Raw genomic sequence first — 19,722 nt, 5'->3', positions numbered from 1 at the left:
AAAATGGAAGCATATAAAATACCTGCCGAAACCCGCATTGGCCACGTACATTTGAAGGTTAGCGATCTGCAACGCTCGCTCGATTTTTACTCGGGCTTGTTAGGTTTCGATCTGGTAATGAAATACGGTACCGAAGCTGCTTTTATATCGGCAGGGGGGTACCATCACCATATCGGTTTGAACACATGGCACAGCAAAGGCTCCGGCCCGGCTCCCGAAAGAGCACCAGGCTTATACCATACCGCCATTTTGTTCCCTGAGCGTAAAGACCTTGCCGAAATATTACAGCGATTAATTGATAACAAATATCCCATAACAGGCATGTCAGATCATGGCGTATCCGAAGCTATCTATCTTGACGACCCCGACCATAATGGCGTAGAACTTTACTGGGACAGACCTAAAGACCAATGGCCGGTAGATGAGAATGGCGATTTAACCATGTTCACTCAGCGGTTAGATGTACATGGGTTATTGGCAGAGTTAAAATGATGGAAGATGTAAAAGGTAAGATGGAAGATGTGACAAAATAAAAAGACATCTTCCGTCTTCCATCTTCCATCTTACATAAAACAACTATCTTTGCCCTTGCATGAGCAAAACAGTAACACCCTACCAAAACGAAGGGGCCACTAAAAAGGAGCAGGTGGCCGATATGTTCAACAACATATCCAAAACTTACGATTTTTTGAACCATTTTTTATCGCTGGGCATTGATATCATCTGGCGTAAAATAGCCATTAATGAGTTAAAGAAAGATCAGCCCCAGTATATTCTTGATGTTGCAACAGGTACAGGCGATTTCGCTTTCGAATCGTTAAAGATCCTGAAGCCTAAAAAGATCATAGGTGTTGATATATCACGCGGTATGCTGGATGTTGCTGAGCAAAAAATTGCCAAACGTGGTCTTAATGATCAATTTGAAGTGCGTATGGGCGATTCGGAAAAACTGTTGTTTGATGCCAACGAATTTGACGCGGTAACAGTAGCCTATGGTGTGCGTAATTTTGAGCACCTTGAAAAAGGCCTTGCCGATATACAGCGTGTGCTGCGCCCGGGTGGTAAAGCGGTAGTGCTCGAATTTTCAAAACCCCGTGTTTTCCCTGTAAAGCAGCTGTATAATTTTTATTTTAATTATGTAACACCGGCTATAGGTAAGCTTTTCTCTAAAGATTCAAGAGCATATACCTATCTTCCTGAGTCGGTAGCTGCTTTTCCCGATGGGGCAGATTTTGTTGCTTTAATGGATAAAGTAGGCTTTAAAAATACCAAACAGCGGCCTCTTGCGTTTGGTATCTGTTCGATATACACAGGTGTTAAATGATAAAAACCCGATATCTTATTTTCCTGGTTGTTTTTTTGTGCGGAAATAGCGCATGGGCACAAGTGGTACCCGCATGGGGTGGCGGTGCCGATCTGAAAGATATTAGTTTTGGTTTCGGCTTTCAGTACATCAGCTCTGATTTTAAGATATTTAAAACTGCCGATTGGCGCAGCCCTTTTTTTGATGTGGGTTCAAACAAAAACGTTACCGATTCTTTATACAGCATCAGCTCTACAGGTACACAGGGTTTTGGCGTTGGTTTTGTTGCCCGTTACCGGATAAGCGATAACCTCGAGATCCGTACAACACCAACACTTTCCTTTACGGATAGAACATTGGTTTACCGCTACCTTAACGCCGAAAACACAGTAAGTAAGCAGGTTAACGCATCGTTGGTAGAGTTCCCGCTGTCGTTAAAGATCAAATCAGATCGTATTGGCAATTTTAGGGCGTATATATTGGGGGGCTTAAAGTATTCTTATGGGATAAGCAAAGCCGCAGCGCAAGATCCCAACCTGTCGCCTTTGGATAGGGTAGTGGTTTCGCAACGTGGTTATGCATCGTACGAAGCAGGCATAGGTATAGATATTTATTTTGAATACTTTAAATTTTCGCCGGAATTTAAAATTTCCAACTCTATCGGTAACATCCTTTCTCCCAATAACGATCCCTATTCAAAACCACTCGATAAGCTGTTATTGCATAGCCTGGTTTTTACCATCTATTTCGAATAATAGAAACCAGTTAAGCAAAAAAACTTAACTTCGTAGCGTATTGTTAACACACCATGTCTAAAATTGTACTGATAACGGGTGCAACAGCCGGAATTGGCGAAGCCTGCGCCCACACATTTGCCCGCGAAAAGTATAACCTGGTATTAACCGGCCGCCGTGCCGACCGCCTTGAAAAACTGGCAGAAAAGCTAAAAGCTCAGTATGGTGTTGATGTGATGCAACTTGTTTTTGATGTTGAGGATAAGGAATTGGTAGTAAGTAAATTAGAGGGCTTACCTGAACATTGGAAAAAAATAGATATACTGATTAATAATGCCGGTCTTAGCAAAGGCCTGGACCCGATACAGGCAGGGCAATTTGATGATTGGGATACGATGATAGATACCAATATAAAAGGCCTGTTGTATGTTAGCAAAACAGTAGCAAACTGGATGATAGCCAACGGTCAGGGGCACATTATTAATATGGGGTCCATAGCCGGCAAAGAGATATATGCCAACGGTAACGTTTACTGTGCCACCAAAGCCGCTGTTGATTTTTTAAGCAAAGGCATGCGCGTTGATCTGTTGCCCCACGATATTAAAGTAACGGCTATACACCCGGGAGCGGTTGAAACAGAATTTTCGATGGTACGCTTTAACGGTGATGCCGAACGTGCAAAAAAAGTGTACGAAGGTTTGGTGCCCTTAACGGCCGAAGATATTGCCGAAACGATATGGTTCGCGGCATCGCGCCCGGCCCATGTTAATATTAACGAAATGATAATAACTCCAACCCGCCAGGCAAACGCCACAGTGTTTAACAGGAAGGTGTAGAGAAAACAAAAGTCCATGGTCTATGGTCCATAGACCATGGACAAAAAAATCTTAATACAAAACAACCATGTCACTAATAGAAACAATAGATCAGGATATTAAAAAAGCCATGCTGGCCAAGCAGGAGGCTCAATTGCGTTCGCTGCGTGCGGTTAAGGCTGCTTTGCTGGTTGCCAAAACGGAAAAAGGCGCAAGCGATGTAATGACCCAAGACGCTGAAATAAAAGTATTACAACGCCTGGTTAAACAACGCAAAGAGTCGGCCGAGATATACCAGGCCCAAAATCGGCCGGATCTGCAACAGATAGAAGAGGAAGAACTTGGCTTTATCGAAACCTATCTGCCTAAACAATTAGACAGGGCCGATGTTGAGCACATCATCAAAGGAATTATCACCTCGGTTGGTGCCACTTCGGTTAAAGATATGGGTAAGGTAATGGGGGCGGCCAACAAAGAGCTGGCAGGGAAAGCTGATGGCCGAACCATATCAGAAGTTGTGAAGCAACTGTTGAGTTAAATAATTGAACTTATTTATTGTAACTACGGTTCAATAAGCTATTTTTATAGCGGGCAATTTTATTTGTATGCTGATAATTACTACAGCATATAATTTTAGTTAAATAAAAAACATTAATAATATATATGGATTTCGTGCTTAAAGATGAACATGGTTTTAGTTATATCGAGAAAGGCGAGGGCGAAGTTCTGTTATTGCTGCATGGTTTAATGGGTGCTTTAAGTAACTGGGAAGACGTTATTGAAGAGTTTAGCAAAGAGTACCGCGTTATTATACCTATGCTGCCAATTTACGATCTGCCCCTGCTTACAACCGGTGTAAAAAGCCTTGCAAAGTACGTACACAAGTTTGTAATTTATAAAAAGCTCGATAACATTTGTTTACTCGGCAACTCGTTAGGCGGGCATGTGGCCTTAATTTATTGTTTATCGCACCAGGAGTATGTTAAATCGATGGTGTTAACAGGTAGCTCTGGTTTATACGAAAATTCTTTCGGTGGTACTTTCCCACGTCGCGAAAGCTATGATTTTGTAAAAGAAAAAGTAGAGTATACTTTTTACGACCCACAAACTGCAACAAAAGAACTGATTGACGAGGTTTTTGCCACCGTTAACGACAGGCATAAGGTAATACGCATATTAGCTATGGCAAAATCAGCCATCAGGCACAATATGTCTAAAGACCTGGATAAGATTCGCATCCCGGTTTCGTTAATATGGGGTAAGAACGATAAAATTACGCCTCCCGAGGTAGCTGAAGAGTTCCACAGGTTATTGCCTGATTCTGAGTTGCATTGGGTTGAAAATTGTGGCCACGCGCCAATGATGGAGCGCCCGCAGGTGTTTAACCAATTATTAAAAGGTTTTTTAGCAAAAACAAAAGCGTAAATGTTAGCCATTGAACTCATATCCGATGTTATACCCCCTGTTCGTACCTCCGCTACGATACAGCAGGTTATTGACCGGATGGCCGAGTTTAAAGTACGCCATTTACCTATAGTTAACGAAGATCAGTTTTTGGGCCTGGTATCAGAAGATGACCTGGTTGAACCTGCTGATTATACGATGCCGGTTGGTTCTGTTTTTCTGTCGCTGGTTAACCCCTACGTTTTAGAGAGCCAGCATATTTATGATGTGATACGTTTGTTTTATGAACAGCAGCTATCTGTTGTACCGGTGTTGGATATAAAGAAGAACTATCTTGGTTTGATATCGTTAAATACCATGAACGAGTATTTCGCCAAAATAACATCAGTTGCCGAGCCCGGAGGTATTATTGTTCTTGAAATAGGTAACCGCAATAACTCACTGTCTCATATGGCACAGATAGTAGAGTCTGACAATGCGCAGGTACTCAGCTCATATATCCGCTCGTTTCCCGATTCAACACGCCTGGAGGTAACCCTTAAGGTGAACAAGCAGGATATATCAGGTATAGTAGCCTCATTTTTAAGATATAATTACACAGTTAAGTCAACCTTTAACTTTACCCCGGTTGATGATGATTCAATGAATCGTTATGATTCATTTATGAATTACCTAAACATATAAAACACTAAATGAAAATTGCGATATACGGCAGGCAATTCAATGATACGGTGTTACCTTATGTGCAACAGGTGTTTAACCAGTTAGCACAGCACGATGTTGAAATATACCTTTTTAAAGATCTTGACAACTTCCTGTCAGGTAAAATAACTATCCAATCGGGCTATAAAACCTTTGTAAAAGAAGATCAGTTTAAAGGTGTTATTGACGTTTTTTTAACCCTTGGCGGCGATGGTACCTTGCTGGATATTGTTTCGTTTATTCGCGATTCGGGTATCCCGGTTATCGGTATCAATTTTGGCCGTTTAGGTTTTTTGGCAGGCGTTAATAAAAGCGATATAGCCGCAGCAATAAACGCAGTTGCTAACCGCAAATATACTTTGGATGAACGGGTGTTGTTAAAGATAGAATCGGATGCCGATATTTTTGGTGACGGCACGCTCGCACTTAACGATGTAACTTTCCATAAGCGTGATGATTCGGCTATGATAACCATACATGCTTACCTTAACGGTGAGCTACTCAACTCTTATTGGGGCGATGGTATCATTATATCAACACCTACAGGTTCTACAGCTTATTCTTTAAGCTGCGGCGGGCCAATTGTATTGCCACAATCCGGAAACATGATAGTAACACCGGTAGCGCCGCATAATTTAAATGTACGGCCCATTGTCCTGTCAGATGATAATGTTTTGAGTTTTGAGGTTGAGGGCCGCAGCGCAAGCTATCTGGTATCTATTGATTCGCGAACAATAATTGTTGATAGCCCTATAAAGATCAGTATCAGTAAAGCCGATTTTCAGTTCAACCTGGTCCGCCTGGATAATGAATCGTACTTATCTACGTTAAGGAATAAACTATTGTGGGGTATTGATGCCCGCAACTATTAAGCTTAACAACAAAACTTGACAAAAACAGCTATATATAAACAGCGCCCTGTTTTACAAATGCCAAAGTTCCTATTCGCTTTTATTTTATTTAGTGCGGCAGTGTGTACGGCTGATGCCCAAACCTGGGAGATTGGAGGTACCATAGGCGCGGCAGGTTATATCGGCGATTTTAATCCTTCTAACCCGGTTAAATTTAGCGGTATATCGGGCGGTGCTTTTGTAAAGCGTAATTTTAACGGTTACCTATCGGCAAAGCTGAGTTATATGTATGGCTTAATAAGTGGTGCCGACAGCCTCTCAACCAATCAGCAATATGTTAACCGTAACCTGAGCTTTAGCAGTTCCATCAGCGAAATTAGCTTAATAGGGGAGTTCAACTTCATAAAATACATCCCGGATATTGGCGAAAACAAATTTACGCCGTACATCTTCGCCGGTGTGGCCACAACCGCCTACAACCCCAAAGCCAGCTACAAAGGTTTAGATTACGAATTAAGACCATTGACTACCGAAGGCCAGCAAATACCCTATAAGGGTTCTACAATAGCTATACCTTATGGTGCCGGTATTAAAGTAAACGTTAGCGGCGCATGGAATTTAATTGCCGATATTGGTTACCGCAGCACGTTTACCCCTTATTTAGATGATGTAGCAGAAGCATATGCCGATAAAAGCAAACTAAGCGGCGTAGCGCGGACTTTGTCTGATCGGTCAGGTGAAAAAACAGGTGTGTATTTGGGTACTGCAGGTACGCAGCGTGGCAATTACAGGGGTAATGATACGTATATGTTTTTTGGCTTTACTGTATCGTATACTTTCATCACCCAAAAATGCCCCGCATTTTAAATAGTATCTTCTACAGGCGGAGCAGGTGCGTTATCGGCAATATACTTTGCCAGTTTTTTATCCAATTCAATTTTATCCAGGTAAAATAATACCGCGCATATCAATACAGTAACCAAATCGGCTATGCGGCGTATCAGCTTAACATTCTCAACATTTGGTGCAAGGTGAATAATGGTGAATGAGAATATGTAAAGTATAACTACGATAACAACCCCAAGCGGAAAAATAATCAGTTTTTTAGTTAACAGGTCGGTCCATATCTTTCTTTGCTCTGCGCCCTCTATATTGTTATCAATCAGGTTTTTATAAAACTGTTTAAAATAAACATAACAGGTTATCATAAAAACACTACTTACCGACGAGATCATAAATTAAAATTTTAAATAAAAGTATCTTTTTTTTGATAACTAATTGATAGCTGATACAAAATATACGTATTTTTTTTGAACCTACTAAAAATCCATGCCTTTTACAACAGTTTGTAATAAGCGGTTATTACAACCCGGTAATTAATACAAACGCCAATTACTTATAGTATGGTTTTTAAGCATTTTTATGTGCCATTTTTCTTTTTAGGCATATAATAAAAATAATACAATTAAGTTTTACCTTTGTCACCTGAAAATTTTTAGTATTTGTACCTTGGGCAAGGAGTTAATTGTGTGCCCGGATAACTAAATTTATTGATTATTTAACAGGAAATGATAGCGAATAACGTTAACACGGATTTGCATAGGTTTGTAAATCATAGTGTTATGTTTTCAGTAATTTTTAATAGCGTTACCGTATTTCATGCTTATAGCATTAACCAATAATGGGATTTAAAGAGGACATCGATACACATAAATTACCCCAACATGTAGCCATAATTATGGATGGTAACGGCAGATGGGCCAAGGGCAAAGGTAAATTGCGTGTGTTTGGCCACCATAACGGCGTACTATCAGTACGCGATGTTGTTGAGGGCGCCGGCGAATTAGGTATAAAATATCTTACGCTGTACACATTTTCATCAGAGAATTGGAACCGCCCTAAGTTTGAGGTTACCGCAATTATGGAGTTACTTATCTCTACCATTAACAAAGAGATAAAAAAGTTGATGGAAAACAATGTGCGCCTCAATACCATTGGCGATATTGAGATGCTGCCCAAAAAATGCCACGATGAATTATTACAGGCAATGGCTACAACAGCAGGCAATACCGGCCTTGTATTAACACTGGCACTAAGCTACAGCTCGCGCCGCGAAATTGTAAACGCAGCCAGGGCCATCGCAAAAAGGGTTGAGGCCGGTGTTTTAAAGGCTGACGATATTGACGAAGATATGTTTGCCCAACACCTGCATACAGCTGATATGCCCGACCCTGAACTGCTCATCAGAACAAGTGGCGAATACCGCATCAGTAATTATCTCCTTTGGCAGATCGCTTATGCCGAGTTATATTTTACCGATAAGTTATGGCCCGATTTCAGGCGCGAAGACCTGTACGAAGCCATATTGGATTACCAGAAACGCGAACGCCGTTTTGGTATGATAAGCGAGCAAATAAACTAAAATTTCGCATTTAACACTATTTAACAACTGTATAAATTATTTTAGCCCATCAAAATATTCGAATGAATAAATATCTTTTTTTAATTCTTTTCTCTGTGATTTGTTCGGGCGCATGGGCGCAGGTATCTAATCAGCCAAGGCCGCAGCTTTCTAAATCTATCCCGGCCGATAGCTTAAGCTATTTATCACCCAAAGATTATATCATTGGCGGTGTAACTGTTAGTGGTACAAAGTATCTTGAAAAAGATGTACTGATCACCATATCAAAACTAAACAAGGGCGATAAAATATCATTACCCGGCGAGGCTTCGGCAAACGTGATCAAAGCATTGTGGGAGCAGGGTTTGTTTGATGATGTTAAATTAAACATCACCAAAATAAGCATTGATACTATTTATTTAGATATAGCTATACAAGAGCGCCCGCGTTTATCAAGGCTGCACCTGTTGGGTATACGTAAAGGCGAAGCCGAGGACGTGCAGAAAAAACTAAATGATAAGTCGGGTAAAATTGTAAACGAAAACCTGTTAAATACAATTACCAACGTTATTAAAAAGCACTTTAATGAAAAAGGCTATTTAAATACAACTGTTGACATCCAGCAGCGCAAAGACCCATCTGACGCGAATAGCCTGATATTAGATGTGCATGTTGATAAAAAGCAGAAAGTTAAAATAAACAGCGTAGTATTTGAAGGCAATACTGTTTTTAGCCAGAAAAAACTGAGAGGGTTTATGAAAAACACCCGCGAAAAGAAATGGTACCATCTTTTCGGTTCTAAGAAATTCATGCGCGATAAGTATGAAGAAGATAAACAAGGCCTTGTTGAAAAACTGCAGGAAAAAGGCTATCGCGATGCTGAAATAATTGGCGACTCCGTTTGGAAACACGATGAAAAAACAGTTAATGTTAAAGTTAAATTATACGAAGGCCCTAAGTACTATTTCGGTAAGATTACCTTTTCGGGTAATTCAAAATACCCAACAAGCTTTTTAACCAACTTTTTAAGGATCAGAAAAGGCGAGGTATTCAGCGAAGAGAATTTAACCAAACGTTTGAGCGGCCCTACCGCCAATGGCGATGATATTTCATCATTATATTTAAATGATGGTTACTTAACTTACCAGGCAGATCCGGTTCAAACCAAAATATACAACGATACCATTGATATTGATATCAGGATGTACGAAGGCCCGCAATACACCATTAACCGTGTTATTGTAAAGGGTAACGATGTAACTAACGATAAGGTTGTACAACGTGTTATACGTACCCTTCCGGGACAAAAATTCTCGAAAGAAGCTATCGTTCGCAGTACACGTGATATTACTACCCTGGGCAACTTTGATGAATCGAAAACCGAGCCTAAGCCTACAAATATCCAACCGCAGGATGGTACAGTTGATATTGTTTATAACGTAGTTGAAAAACCATCAGACCAGGTTGAGCTTTCAGGTGGTTTTGGCGGTGGCCAGTTGGTGGGTACTTTAGGTTTAACGTTCAACAACTTCTCTATCAAAAACCTGTTTAATGGCAAAGCTTACAGGCCTTTGCCAAAAGGCGATGGTGAGAAGCTAAGCTTGCGTGGCCAGTCAAACGGGCAAAACTATCAAAACTTTTCGTTCACCTTCTCCGAGCCGTGGTTAGGTGGTAAAAAGCCAATTTACTTTTCTGTTAGCGCTTATACACAATTAAGCTCAAACGCTTCTGTGTACGAAAAAAGCGACCCTAACTATTACAACCTGCGTATAAACGGTGCCGGTATTACCTTAGGTGAGCAGTTAAAAGTACCTGATAACCTGTTCCAGTTAAACTACTCGTTAAACGTTGACCACTACAGCCTCAACAACTATCCGGGTTACCTGTTTAAAAATGGTAACTCATGGAATATAAAGCTAACCCAGGAGTTTAGCCGTAACTCTTTAGATCAGCCTATATTCCCAACATCGGGTTCAAATATTAAGTTTACCGTACAGGTAACACCGCCATACTCTTTGTTTAACGGTGTAAATTATGTTATTGCTACACCGCAGCAACGTTACCAGTTTGTTGAATACCACAAATGGAAATTTGAGGCGCAATGGTTCCAAAAAATAATTGGTAAGCTGGTATTAAAGGGCCAAACCCAATTTGGGTTTATGGGCTCTTACAACACAGCAGTAGGCCAGGCACCTTTCGAAAGATTTAAACTGGGTGGTGATGGTATGCAAAGCTACCAGTTTTTACAAGGCAGCGAGATCATTGGTTTACGTGGTTATAAAAACTTCTCTATCGTTCCGGAAGGCTCTGGTTACAATGCAGATAACAACCCTGGTAGCCCTATATTTAATAAATACATGTTAGAGCTGCGCCACCCGCTTATTGATGGCCAATCTGCTAAAATTGTGTTACTGGCATTTGCCGAGGGCGGTAATGTTTACAACAGGTTTGCCGATTTTACACCCTTTAACGTAAAACGTTCGGCAGGTTTTGGTGCTCGTATTTTCTTGCCTATATTTGGCTTGCTTGGTTTAGATTATGGTTATGGTTTCGATACCATACCGGGTGCAACAGATGCTAACAAAGGTCAGTTCCACTTCTCTATCTCCCAAAGCTTAAATGGTGGATTTAATTAATAAGAAATGAAAAAAGTACTTTTCACCCTGGCTTTTGCGTTACTGTTAGGGTTTAGCAGTTTCGCGCAACGTTTTGCCTATGTCGATTCGCAATACATACTAAACCACGTGCCTGATTATATTTCTTCGCAAAAAGAGATAAAGGCATTATCAGATCAGTGGCAAAAAGAGGTTGATGCCCGTTTTCAGGAACTTGACCGTATGTACAAAGCTTACCAGGCCGATCAGGTTTTAATGACACCTGATATGAAAAAGCGTCGCGAAAGTGATATCATTGAAAAAGAAAAAGCTGCTAAAGATTTTCAGCGTGCCAAATTTGGCCCCGATGGCGAATTGGCGCAACGCAGCAATACTTTAGTTAAGCCTATACAAGATAGGATAGCCAAAGCCATACAAGCTTTTGCCGAAAGCGACGGCGATGATATGATATTTGATAAAAACAGCGAGGTGATAATGCTTTATGCAAATCCCCGTTATGATAAAAGTGACGAAATTATAAAACGTTTGGGTTTAAAGCCCGGAGTGTTGGCTAAGTAAAATAAAATCTTTAAAATCGTACCAAAATAGAAATCAGAAAAATTAAAAATGAAAAAATTATTTAAAGTTGTATTAGTTGCCCTTTGTGTTGTATTTACTGCAAATCTTGCCAAGGCTCAATCTAAAATAGGCTACGTTTACTTTAACGCTGTTATTGATGTAATGCCTGAGAAAGCTAAGCTTGGAAAAGACCTGCAAGACTACCAAAAAACATTTGTTGACAGGCTACAGGCAATGCAAACTGAGCTTCAAACAAAGGTTAAAGCTTATGAAGCTGGTCGCGATAAAATGACCGACGCGGTACGTTTACAAACCGAAGGCGAATTGAACGACATGAACAAACGTACACAAGAGTATCAAAATACTGCACAGCAACAAGTAGAACAAAAAAATAATGAGCTTGCAAAACCATTGTTCGATAAAGTTAAAGCAGCAGTTGATGCAGTAGCTAAAGAAAAAGGTTATGGCTACATTATTGATGCAACACAACAAGTATTAGTTGTTATGCCTGCCGGCGATGATATTACCGATGCTGTTAAAGCCAAATTAGGTTTAGGTGCGCCTGCAGCTGTAAAAAAATAATTACCATTTTATAATATTGAAAACGGAGCCAATTTTTATTGACTCCGTTTTTTATTTATAATCCAACAAAAAAACAACAAATGAAATTATCAATTAAGGTTGCAGCTATAGTATTCTACCTTTTTATTATATCAAATGTCGCAAAGGCACAAACCAAAATAGGATATGTTTATTTTAGCGCGATATTAGACGTAATGCCTGAACGGGCAAAACTTGCTAAAGACCTGCAAGCTTATCAAAAAACTTTTGTAGACAGGTTGCAGGTTATGCAGGCTGAATACCAAAAAAAGGTTGATGTTTATCAAAAGACCCGTACCACAATGACGGATGCGGTACGCATACAATCGGAAAGTGAATTAACCGATATGCAAAAAAGGATACAGGATTATTCCACCCAGGCACAACAACAAAGTGATGCGAAACAGAATGAGTTAGCAAAGCCCTTGCTCGGAAAAATAAAGTTAGCTATTGATGCCGTAGCTAAATTAAAAGGCTATACTTACATTATTGATGCAACTACACAGGTATTGATAGTTATGCCTGCTGCCGACAATATCACAGCCGCGGTAAAATTGAAATTAGGTATAGTAGCACCAGGTACCGGCACTAAAAAATAGTCGCCATTATTAATAATACTAAAAGCGGAACCCGGTTTTTTTATTGGGTCCCGCTTTTTACATTTGTAGTAAATGGTAAATAAACAACCTATAGGCATTTTTGATTCGGGTATTGGTGGCTTAACGGTTTTCAGATCGATAGCTAACCTTTTACCTCAGTATGATTATGTTTATTTGGGAGATAACGCGCGTGCGCCTTATGGCAACCGTTCATTCAATACCATACACCAGTATACCTGGGAGTGTGTGCAGGAGTTATTTGCTATGGGATGCCCTTTGGTAGTACTGGCCTGCAATACCGCATCGGCAAAGGCGCTGCGTACCATACAACAGCAAGACCTGAAAACGGTTGATCCCACAAAGCGAGTATTAGGTGTTATCAGGCCAACTGCCGAAGTAATAGGCAATTATACACAAACAAAACACATTGGTGTATTAGGCACCAAAGGAACAGTACAATCGGGTTCTTATTTATTGGAGATCGCAAATTTCTTTCCGGATGTTACCGTTCACCAGCAAAGCTGTCCGCTTTGGGTGCCGCTGATAGAAAATGCAGAACACGATAAGCCGGGCTCTGATTACTTCGTGAAAAAATACCTCGATCAGTTATTGGAGCAATCTGCAGATATTGATACTATTTTACTGGCCTGTACACATTATCCCTTATTGCAAAAAAAGATAGAGGCTTACCTGCCCGCCCATATCAGGGTAGTAGCACAGGGCGATATTGTAGCCCAAAGCCTGGTCAATTACCTGCAGCGCCATCCCGAAATGGAAAGCAAACTAAGCAAAACAGGGGAGAAGCGATTTTTTACCACCAGCGATGATACGACAGATTTCGACAATTTAGCCACATCTTTTTTCACGGAACCGGTAAAATCTTCGTTTTTACACCTCAAATAGTAAAAGACTACCTATTATGTGGATATTAATTCAGCATTAATTTCTCACAATTAGCTAAGTTTGCAGCCAAAGCAAATTTGAGTTGAATTTTTACCTGATATATATAGCGGTTGCCCTTGGCCTTTTTGCATTCGCGGCGTTGTTTGCCTTGTTTGGGGTATATGCCGAGCGCAAGGTTTCTGCCTTTATACAAGACAGGCTTGGCCCCACCGAAACCGGTAAATTTGGCTCGCTGCAAACCTTTGCAGATATTTTAAAAATGCTGCAAAAGGAGCTGATAACTCCCGCCGCGGCCGATAAAGTACTTTTTGTATTAGCTCCGTTCATTATATTCATAGCCGTTTACCTCGGTTTTGCGGTAATGCCCTGGGGGCCGGGGCTGGTACCGGTTAGCTTAAATATAGGTTTGTTCTATGTTTTCGCTATCATATCGATAGAAACCCTGGGCATCATGATGGCAGGTTGGGGTTCAAATAATAAATACTCATTGCTTGGCGCGATGCGTTCTGTAGCGCAAGTAATATCTTACGAGATACCTGCCGGCTTTGCCATTATATCGGTAGTAATGATAGCCCAAACGCTCGATCTGCAGCAGATATCTCTTCAGCAAGGTACGTTATCCACAGTAACCATTAAATTTTTAGGCTTTGCCAATGTAACGCATATCGGTGGTATCCTTTCTTGGAATATTTTCCGTGCCCCGCATCTCATCATTGCTTTTATCATATACTTTATCGCATCACTTGCCGAGTGCAACCGTGCGCCATTTGATATCCCGGAAGCGGAGTCTGAACTGGTGGCGGGTTTCCATACCGAATATACCGGCTTGCGCTTCGCTTTTGTGTTTTTAGCGGAATATTCTATGATGTTTTTGGTATCTATGCTGGCCGTGGTGTTGTTTTTAGGTGCCTGGAATACCCCGCTACCTAATATGGGTACTGTACATTTAGCCGATTGGACTACAGGCTGGGGATGGGGTATTTTGTGGATATCGCTAAAATCACTGGCACTGGTTGGCGTACAGATGTGGATCCGCTGGACATTGCCGCGTTTCCGTATCGATCAGTTAATGAATTTATGCTGGAAGGTATTAACACCGCTGGCCTTTGTTTGCATGCTCATATCGGGTGTATGGCGTTTATTGTTAATGTAATTTGAAGGATGTTTAAGAATATCATATCCAATATAAAAACCATAAGCGGAGGGATGTCCCTTACGTGGCAGCACCTGTTTGCCTCTAAAAAACGGCGGGTAATGGATACGGTAAAATCAGCTAATTACTTTGCGCAGCAGGATAAGGGAACAAACACCATACAATATCCATCGCAGGAATTACCCGTTCCCGAAGTTGGCCGCTACCAGTTGGATGTGGAGATGGACGATTGCATTGTATGTGATCTGTGCGCCAAAGTTTGTCCGGTTGATTGTATTGCCATTGAAAGTATAAAAGGCACGGAGGCCCTCGGCCAAACATCCGATGGGACGGTAAAACGCCTCTATGCCGCACATTTTGATATTGATATGGCCAAATGCATGTACTGCGGCTTATGCACGGTAGTATGCCCTACAGAATGTATTGTAATGACTAACGAATATGATGTAAGCGTGCCCGAACTTGCCGACCTTACTTATGTATTTGCACATATGCCCGCTGAAGAAGCTGATGAAAAACGCAGATTATTTGACGAAGCGCAAGCAGCTAAACAAGCGGCAAAGCTTGCTGCCATGAAAAAGAAAGACGAAGGCGTATAAGTATGGAACAAATTGTATTTTTTGTATTAGGTTTTGTTGTGCTGGCATCGGCACTAACAGTTGCTGCAAGTAAAAACCTGGTGCGTTCTATATTTATGTTCTTTGTTACCTTATTTGCCCTGGCAGGACTATATGTGTTTGCTTTGGCTGATTTTGTGGCCATAACACAGGTAGTAATATATGTTGGCGGTGTTTTGGTTCTGATGCTCTTCGCGTTTATGCTCACCAATAAAGAGGTATTGAATAACCTTCAGCAAGGTAGCAAGCGGTTTATATCGCTGCAAAAGCTGCCTGCCTTATTGGTAGCTGTACTGTTTTTACTGATACTGGTTAACGCCATAATTAAAGCACAACCCGATAACCTTGCATGGATACAGGCATCCGCGCAAAGCGGTAACGTAATATCACCAACAGATAATATGGTACCCAATATTGGTATAAGTTTAATGACAAGGTATTTATTGCCTTTCGAGGCGGTATCGATATTTTTAATGATGGCACTAATAGGCGCAGCGCATTTGGCACGAAAGGAGGAACACAAGTTTTGAGTATGCTCACCTACCTTTTGCTGATAGGTGCAGGCTTGTTCTGCATCGGGATATTCATCGTACTATCCAAACGTAATGCTATACAGGTATTGATAGGTATCGAACTGATATTGAACGCAGCAATACTAAACTTAGTAGCCTTTGGTAAATACGATAAACTGAATAACGGTGGGCAAACTTTTGCACTGTTCGCGATAGTGCTTGCAGGAGCCGCCGCCGCGGTTGCCTTAGCCATTATACTGAACGTATACAAACAATACAAAACCATCGACCCTAACGCGGTTGATAAATTGAAAGACTAATAATTTGAACCCAACCTTACCACATACCGATACCCTCACCATTCAGCTGGCAATAGTCGCGGTTTTGCTGCCGCTTGCTGCCAGTTTACTGAATTTGGTTTTGGTAAAGAGCCAAAGTAAGGTATCGGGCTGGCTTTCTTCGTTTGCTATTTTGGGGAGTATGGTATTGTCGGTGTTGGTATTTGCTAAAGTATGGAACCAACCTGCCTTACACGCGCAGCAGCTTTGGTTTGTGGTGGGCACCATGCAGGTTGATGTTGGCATTTGGCTCAACAACTTGTCGGTATTAATGCTATTGCTGGTAACGGCAGTTGCTTTGCCGGTGCATGTGTATTCCATTGCATACTTAAAAGGCGATGATAAGTACACCCGTTATTTTGCTTACCTCAGCTTTTTCTGTTTTGCCATGCTTGCTTTGGTTATTGTAGATAACCTGGTATTGCTGTACGCGTTTTGGGAACTGGTGGGTTTTGCATCGTATCTGTTAATCGGCTTCTGGTTCATCCGCGAAAAGGCGGTGCTGGCCAATAAAAAAGCTTTTATTATGAACAGGATAGGCGATGTGGCGTTACTTACAGGCATCCTGCTGCTATATGCCGATTTTCATACATTCAACCTGGTTACACTATTTGATAACCATGCCACAGCGGCCTTTATTGGTACGGCAGATAATTACTGGATCACCTTACCGGGGGCATGCTTTTTAATAGGGGCCATTGCCAAATCGGCACAGTTTCCGCTCCATACCTGGCTGCCCGATGCTATGGAAGGGCCTACCTCTGTATCTGCTCTCATCCACGCGGCCACTATGGTTGCGGCCGGTATATTTTTACTGGCAAGGGTATATGTGTTGTTTAGCCCCAATGTGTTGATGGTGATGACCATCATCGGCTGCTTTACAGCATTTATGGCGGCCACCATCGCGCTTACGCAAAATGATCTGAAACGTATTTTGGCTTATTCCACCATATCGCAATTAGGCTTTATGATGATGGCGATGGGCGTAGGTGCTTACTCATCAGCTTTGCTGCATTTGGCGGCACATGCTTTCTTTAAATGTCTGTTGTTCTTGTCGGCAGGAGTTATTATTCACGAAATGCAGCACCTCAAAGAAAAGCATAACCTGGATATCGATCCGCAGGATATTAATAATATGGGTGGCCTTGGCAAGTATATGCCGGTTACATTTATTACCTGTATCATTGCTTCGCTGGCACTTATCGGTTTTCCACTCACGTCGGGCTGTTTATCAAAGGATGGTATTTTAGTACAGGCCTTTTTGTGGGCCGATAATAAAGGCGGCTTTTACATTATCATACCGGTAATGGGGGTATTAACCAGCTTGCTGACCATATTTTACATTAGCCGACTGTTATTCAAGGTGTTTTTAGGTAAATCGCGATTAAAAGCTGTAATGCCCGCCTGGCATATTGAAGCACACGATGGTAGCCCGCTTTTTAAAATACCAATGATATTTTTGGCGCTGTGCAGCTTGTTCCCGCTGTTTTCAACAAACCCGTTTGAGTATGAGCATAGCTGGATATATCGAGGTTTTGCAATTGCAGTGCATACCGTTAGTGCCTTAGATTATCATACCATTGTTTTGTTAAGCATTAATGTGCTGGTTATCCCGATAGCGTATTTTGCTTATAGTATATATGTAAAACAGAAGTTTAGTTTTAAAACAACAAGCCTCCTGTTTAAGATTTCCTTCAACGAATGGTATATCGACCGGTTCTATCATCGTATCATAGTTAAAGATATACTTCGCATTGGCGATCTGACCAAATGGCTGGATAAAAATGTATTGGATGGCACTATACATTTGTTTGCCAATACAGGTGTTGCCATTGGTAAGCTCACGGTCTGGACAGATAAATACATTATTGATGGTTTAATTACCATGCTTACTTTAATTATTAAACAAGCGGGTAACTTTGTGCGCGGCTTTCAAACCGGCAGGGTACAAAACTACCTGTTTACCATGTTGCTTGTTATTGTGGTTATTTACGTTTTAAAGACGTTTATTTAAAATGAATATATTATCGCTACTCATATTTCTGCCCGTACTGTTCGGTGCGCTTATTTTAGTGCTGCCGGAGGGCTTACGCTATATTTACCGCTACATTACCCTGTTGGCAACTTTGCTGCAATTAGGGCTGAGCGTATGGCTTTATATCGCTTTTAAAAACGGTGCGGGTTATGCCGGCGTTGCTAACGAGGGCCAGTACCAGTTTGTCGAAAAAGTGCATTGGATAGCCCTTAACCTGGGCAGTATGGGCAAAATGCAGATAGATTATTTTGTAGGTATTGATGGCATATCTATTATGCTGCTACTCATGTCATCAGTAGTAATGGTGATAGCGGCGCTGGCTTCGTGGGAAATTAACAAAAATCATAAAGGGTATTTCGCGCTGTTTTTGCTATTGGATATGGCCATAACGGGCGTATTCTGTTCATTGGATTTTTTCCTGTTCTATATATTTTACGAGTTAATGTTGTTGCCGCTTTATTTCCTTATCGGGATATGGGGCGCCGCAAGGCGAGAATATGCCGCTATCAAGTTCTTCCTGTTCACGCTGTTCGGTTCGGTATTTATGCTGCTGGTAATGGTAGGCTTGTACTTTTCGGTAAAAGACCCGGCCACCGGCGCGCATACCTTTAACATCATCCAGATGATGAACCCGGCCAATTACGATAAGGATTCGATATTCGGGTTCATCGGTCAGCATATGTTACTGGGCCTACCTGCGCGTACCGTGGGTTTTATGGTATTGTTTGTTGCTTTCGCGATAAAGATACCCGTAGTACCCCTGCACACCTGGCTGCCCGACGCACACGTGGAATCACCAACGCCAATCTCCATTATACTGGCAGGCGTGTTGCTTAAAGTAGGGGGCTATGGTATGCTACGTATTTGCTTTGGCATCTTTCCCGAAGTTGCTACTTCGTATGCATTCTGGATAGGTTTATTGGGGGTGATATCCATTTTATACGGGGCGTTCAATGCCCTTGCCCAGCGCGATTTGAAACGTTTGATCGCTTATTCATCCGTATCACATATGGGTTTTGTGTTGCTGGGCATCGCATCGCAAACTACCGAAGGTGTAAGTGGGGCCATGATGCAGATGGTGAGCCACGGCTTTTTATCATCGATGCTGTTCTTCCTGGTGGGTGTAATCTACTATCGTGTACACGACAGGGATATTTACAGCTTCCGCGGATTGGGCACCTTAATGCCTAAATACACGGTATTTATCATGATCGCTTTCTTCGCGTCATTAGGCTTACCTGGCTTTTCGGCGTTTATTGCCGAGGCTTTTAGTTTGATAGGCGCTTTTAACTCGCATAATTTTAACGGATTGTTGCCTGCCTGGATGGGTATGTGCGGTGCCCTGGGTATATTATTAAGTGCAGGATACTTCCTCTGGACCCTGCAACGCATGTTTTTTGGCGAAACAAAATTAAAAGGCGGCGAAGTATGGAAATTGGCCTTAGTTGACATCAGTAGCAGAGAAATGCTGGTATTGGTGCCATTGTCGCTTTTAACATTGACTTTAGGCATCATGCCATCATTAGTGTTTGTCAAGATCAACGATTCGGTTTTGGCATTTGTTCAATTTATTCACAAGTAA

General features: G+C 41.5%; 22 protein-coding genes. 21 read left to right on the top strand and 1 reads right to left on the bottom strand.

Annotated elements, in window-relative coordinates:
• Positions 1 to 3 precede the first annotated feature (3 nt).
• The 9 genes from KXQ82_RS08065 to porG all read left to right on the top strand — a co-directional run bounded on the left by KXQ82_RS08065 (position 4) and on the right by porG (position 6,676).
• Positions 4 to 492, top strand: coding sequence for a VOC family protein (locus tag KXQ82_RS08065; protein WP_219487675.1), 489 nt, complete (start codon positions 4 to 6; stop codon positions 490 to 492).
• 100 nt (positions 493 to 592) lie between these two features.
• Complete coding sequence (ubiE, locus tag KXQ82_RS08060) at positions 593 to 1,324, top strand: bifunctional demethylmenaquinone methyltransferase/2-methoxy-6-polyprenyl-1,4-benzoquinol methylase UbiE (protein ID WP_219487674.1); 732 nt, start codon at positions 593 to 595, stop codon at positions 1,322 to 1,324.
• Positions 1,321 to 2,058, top strand: a complete 738-nt coding sequence (gene porT, locus KXQ82_RS08055) for a type IX secretion/gliding motility protein PorT/SprT (protein WP_219487673.1) — start codon at positions 1,321 to 1,323, stop codon at positions 2,056 to 2,058. Before ubiE ends, porT begins: the two co-directional genes overlap by 4 nt.
• A gap of 53 nt (positions 2,059 to 2,111) precedes the next feature.
• Positions 2,112 to 2,873 carry an SDR family NAD(P)-dependent oxidoreductase gene (locus tag KXQ82_RS08050; protein WP_219487672.1) on the top strand — a complete coding sequence of 254 codons (762 nt, stop codon included), beginning with the start codon at positions 2,112 to 2,114 and terminating at the stop codon, positions 2,871 to 2,873.
• Between the two features lie 67 nt (positions 2,874 to 2,940).
• A complete protein-coding gene (locus KXQ82_RS08045; protein WP_219487671.1) occupies positions 2,941 to 3,390 on the top strand; it encodes a GatB/YqeY domain-containing protein in 450 nt (149 codons plus the stop codon).
• 125 nt (positions 3,391 to 3,515) lie between these two features.
• On the top strand, positions 3,516 to 4,277 hold the full coding sequence (locus KXQ82_RS08040) for an alpha/beta fold hydrolase (protein ID WP_219487670.1): 762 nt from the start codon (positions 3,516 to 3,518) through the stop codon (positions 4,275 to 4,277).
• On the top strand, positions 4,278 to 4,940 hold the full coding sequence (locus KXQ82_RS08035) for a CBS domain-containing protein (protein WP_219487669.1): 663 nt from the start codon (positions 4,278 to 4,280) through the stop codon (positions 4,938 to 4,940). It abuts the gene before it with no gap.
• Positions 4,941 to 4,948: 8 nt separating this feature from the next.
• Complete coding sequence (locus KXQ82_RS08030) at positions 4,949 to 5,830, top strand: NAD kinase (RefSeq protein WP_219487668.1); 882 nt, start codon at positions 4,949 to 4,951, stop codon at positions 5,828 to 5,830.
• A gap of 57 nt (positions 5,831 to 5,887) precedes the next feature.
• On the top strand, positions 5,888 to 6,676 hold the full coding sequence (gene porG, locus KXQ82_RS08025; protein ID WP_219487667.1) for a type IX secretion system protein PorG: 789 nt from the start codon (positions 5,888 to 5,890) through the stop codon (positions 6,674 to 6,676).
• Here the strand turns inward: porG and KXQ82_RS08020 are convergent.
• Positions 6,673 to 7,044: a hypothetical protein gene (locus tag KXQ82_RS08020; protein ID WP_219487666.1), complete on the bottom strand. Its 372-nt coding sequence runs from the start codon at positions 7,042 to 7,044 to the stop codon at positions 6,673 to 6,675. The genes porG and KXQ82_RS08020 overlap by 4 nt on opposite strands.
• Before the next feature lie 446 nt (positions 7,045 to 7,490).
• Between KXQ82_RS08020 and uppS the strand changes: the two genes are divergently transcribed.
• The 12 genes from uppS to KXQ82_RS07960 all read left to right on the top strand — a co-directional run bounded on the left by uppS (position 7,491) and on the right by KXQ82_RS07960 (position 19,722).
• Entirely contained in the window at positions 7,491 to 8,231 is a 741-nt protein-coding gene (gene uppS / locus KXQ82_RS08015; protein ID WP_219487665.1) for an undecaprenyl pyrophosphate synthase, read from the top strand.
• A 62-nt stretch (positions 8,232 to 8,293) separates the two neighbouring features.
• Positions 8,294 to 10,846 (top strand): outer membrane protein assembly factor BamA, encoded by a 2,553-nt coding sequence (bamA, locus tag KXQ82_RS08010; RefSeq protein ID WP_219487664.1) that lies wholly within the window; start codon positions 8,294 to 8,296, stop codon positions 10,844 to 10,846.
• 6 nt (positions 10,847 to 10,852) lie between these two features.
• Positions 10,853 to 11,383: an OmpH/Skp family outer membrane protein gene (locus KXQ82_RS08005; protein WP_219487663.1), complete on the top strand. Its 531-nt coding sequence runs from the start codon at positions 10,853 to 10,855 to the stop codon at positions 11,381 to 11,383.
• A 48-nt stretch (positions 11,384 to 11,431) separates the two neighbouring features.
• A complete protein-coding gene (locus KXQ82_RS08000) occupies positions 11,432 to 11,965 on the top strand; it encodes an OmpH/Skp family outer membrane protein (protein WP_219487662.1) in 534 nt (177 codons plus the stop codon).
• A gap of 80 nt (positions 11,966 to 12,045) precedes the next feature.
• On the top strand, positions 12,046 to 12,582 hold the full coding sequence (locus KXQ82_RS07995) for an OmpH/Skp family outer membrane protein (protein ID WP_219487661.1): 537 nt from the start codon (positions 12,046 to 12,048) through the stop codon (positions 12,580 to 12,582).
• Positions 12,583 to 12,654: 72 nt separating this feature from the next.
• The gene (gene murI, locus KXQ82_RS07990; RefSeq protein WP_219487660.1) at positions 12,655 to 13,485 is read left to right on the top strand and encodes a glutamate racemase; all 831 of its coding nucleotides are present in this window, start codon (positions 12,655 to 12,657) and stop codon (positions 13,483 to 13,485) included.
• Positions 13,486 to 13,567: 82 nt separating this feature from the next.
• Positions 13,568 to 14,638, top strand: coding sequence for a complex I subunit 1/NuoH family protein (locus KXQ82_RS07985; RefSeq protein ID WP_219487659.1), 1,071 nt, complete (start codon positions 13,568 to 13,570; stop codon positions 14,636 to 14,638).
• An 8-nt stretch (positions 14,639 to 14,646) separates the two neighbouring features.
• A complete protein-coding gene (locus KXQ82_RS07980) occupies positions 14,647 to 15,237 on the top strand; it encodes a 4Fe-4S binding protein (protein ID WP_219487658.1) in 591 nt (196 codons plus the stop codon).
• A 2-nt stretch (positions 15,238 to 15,239) separates the two neighbouring features.
• Complete coding sequence (locus KXQ82_RS07975; RefSeq protein ID WP_255563524.1) at positions 15,240 to 15,785, top strand: NADH-quinone oxidoreductase subunit J family protein; 546 nt, start codon at positions 15,240 to 15,242, stop codon at positions 15,783 to 15,785.
• Positions 15,786 to 15,787: 2 nt separating this feature from the next.
• Positions 15,788 to 16,087: an NADH-quinone oxidoreductase subunit NuoK gene (nuoK, locus tag KXQ82_RS07970; protein WP_219487657.1), complete on the top strand. Its 300-nt coding sequence runs from the start codon at positions 15,788 to 15,790 to the stop codon at positions 16,085 to 16,087.
• A 4-nt stretch (positions 16,088 to 16,091) separates the two neighbouring features.
• A complete protein-coding gene (nuoL, locus tag KXQ82_RS07965) occupies positions 16,092 to 18,119 on the top strand; it encodes an NADH-quinone oxidoreductase subunit L (RefSeq protein WP_219487656.1) in 2,028 nt (675 codons plus the stop codon).
• A gap of 1 nt (position 18,120) precedes the next feature.
• A complete protein-coding gene (locus tag KXQ82_RS07960) occupies positions 18,121 to 19,722 on the top strand; it encodes a complex I subunit 4 family protein (protein WP_219487655.1) in 1,602 nt (533 codons plus the stop codon).

Source organism: Mucilaginibacter rivuli, assembly GCF_019391655.1.
GTDB lineage: Bacteria > Bacteroidota > Bacteroidia > Sphingobacteriales > Sphingobacteriaceae > Mucilaginibacter > Mucilaginibacter rivuli.
Note: the sequence above shows the minus strand (reverse complement) of the source record. Positions and strands in the feature narration are given on the sequence as shown.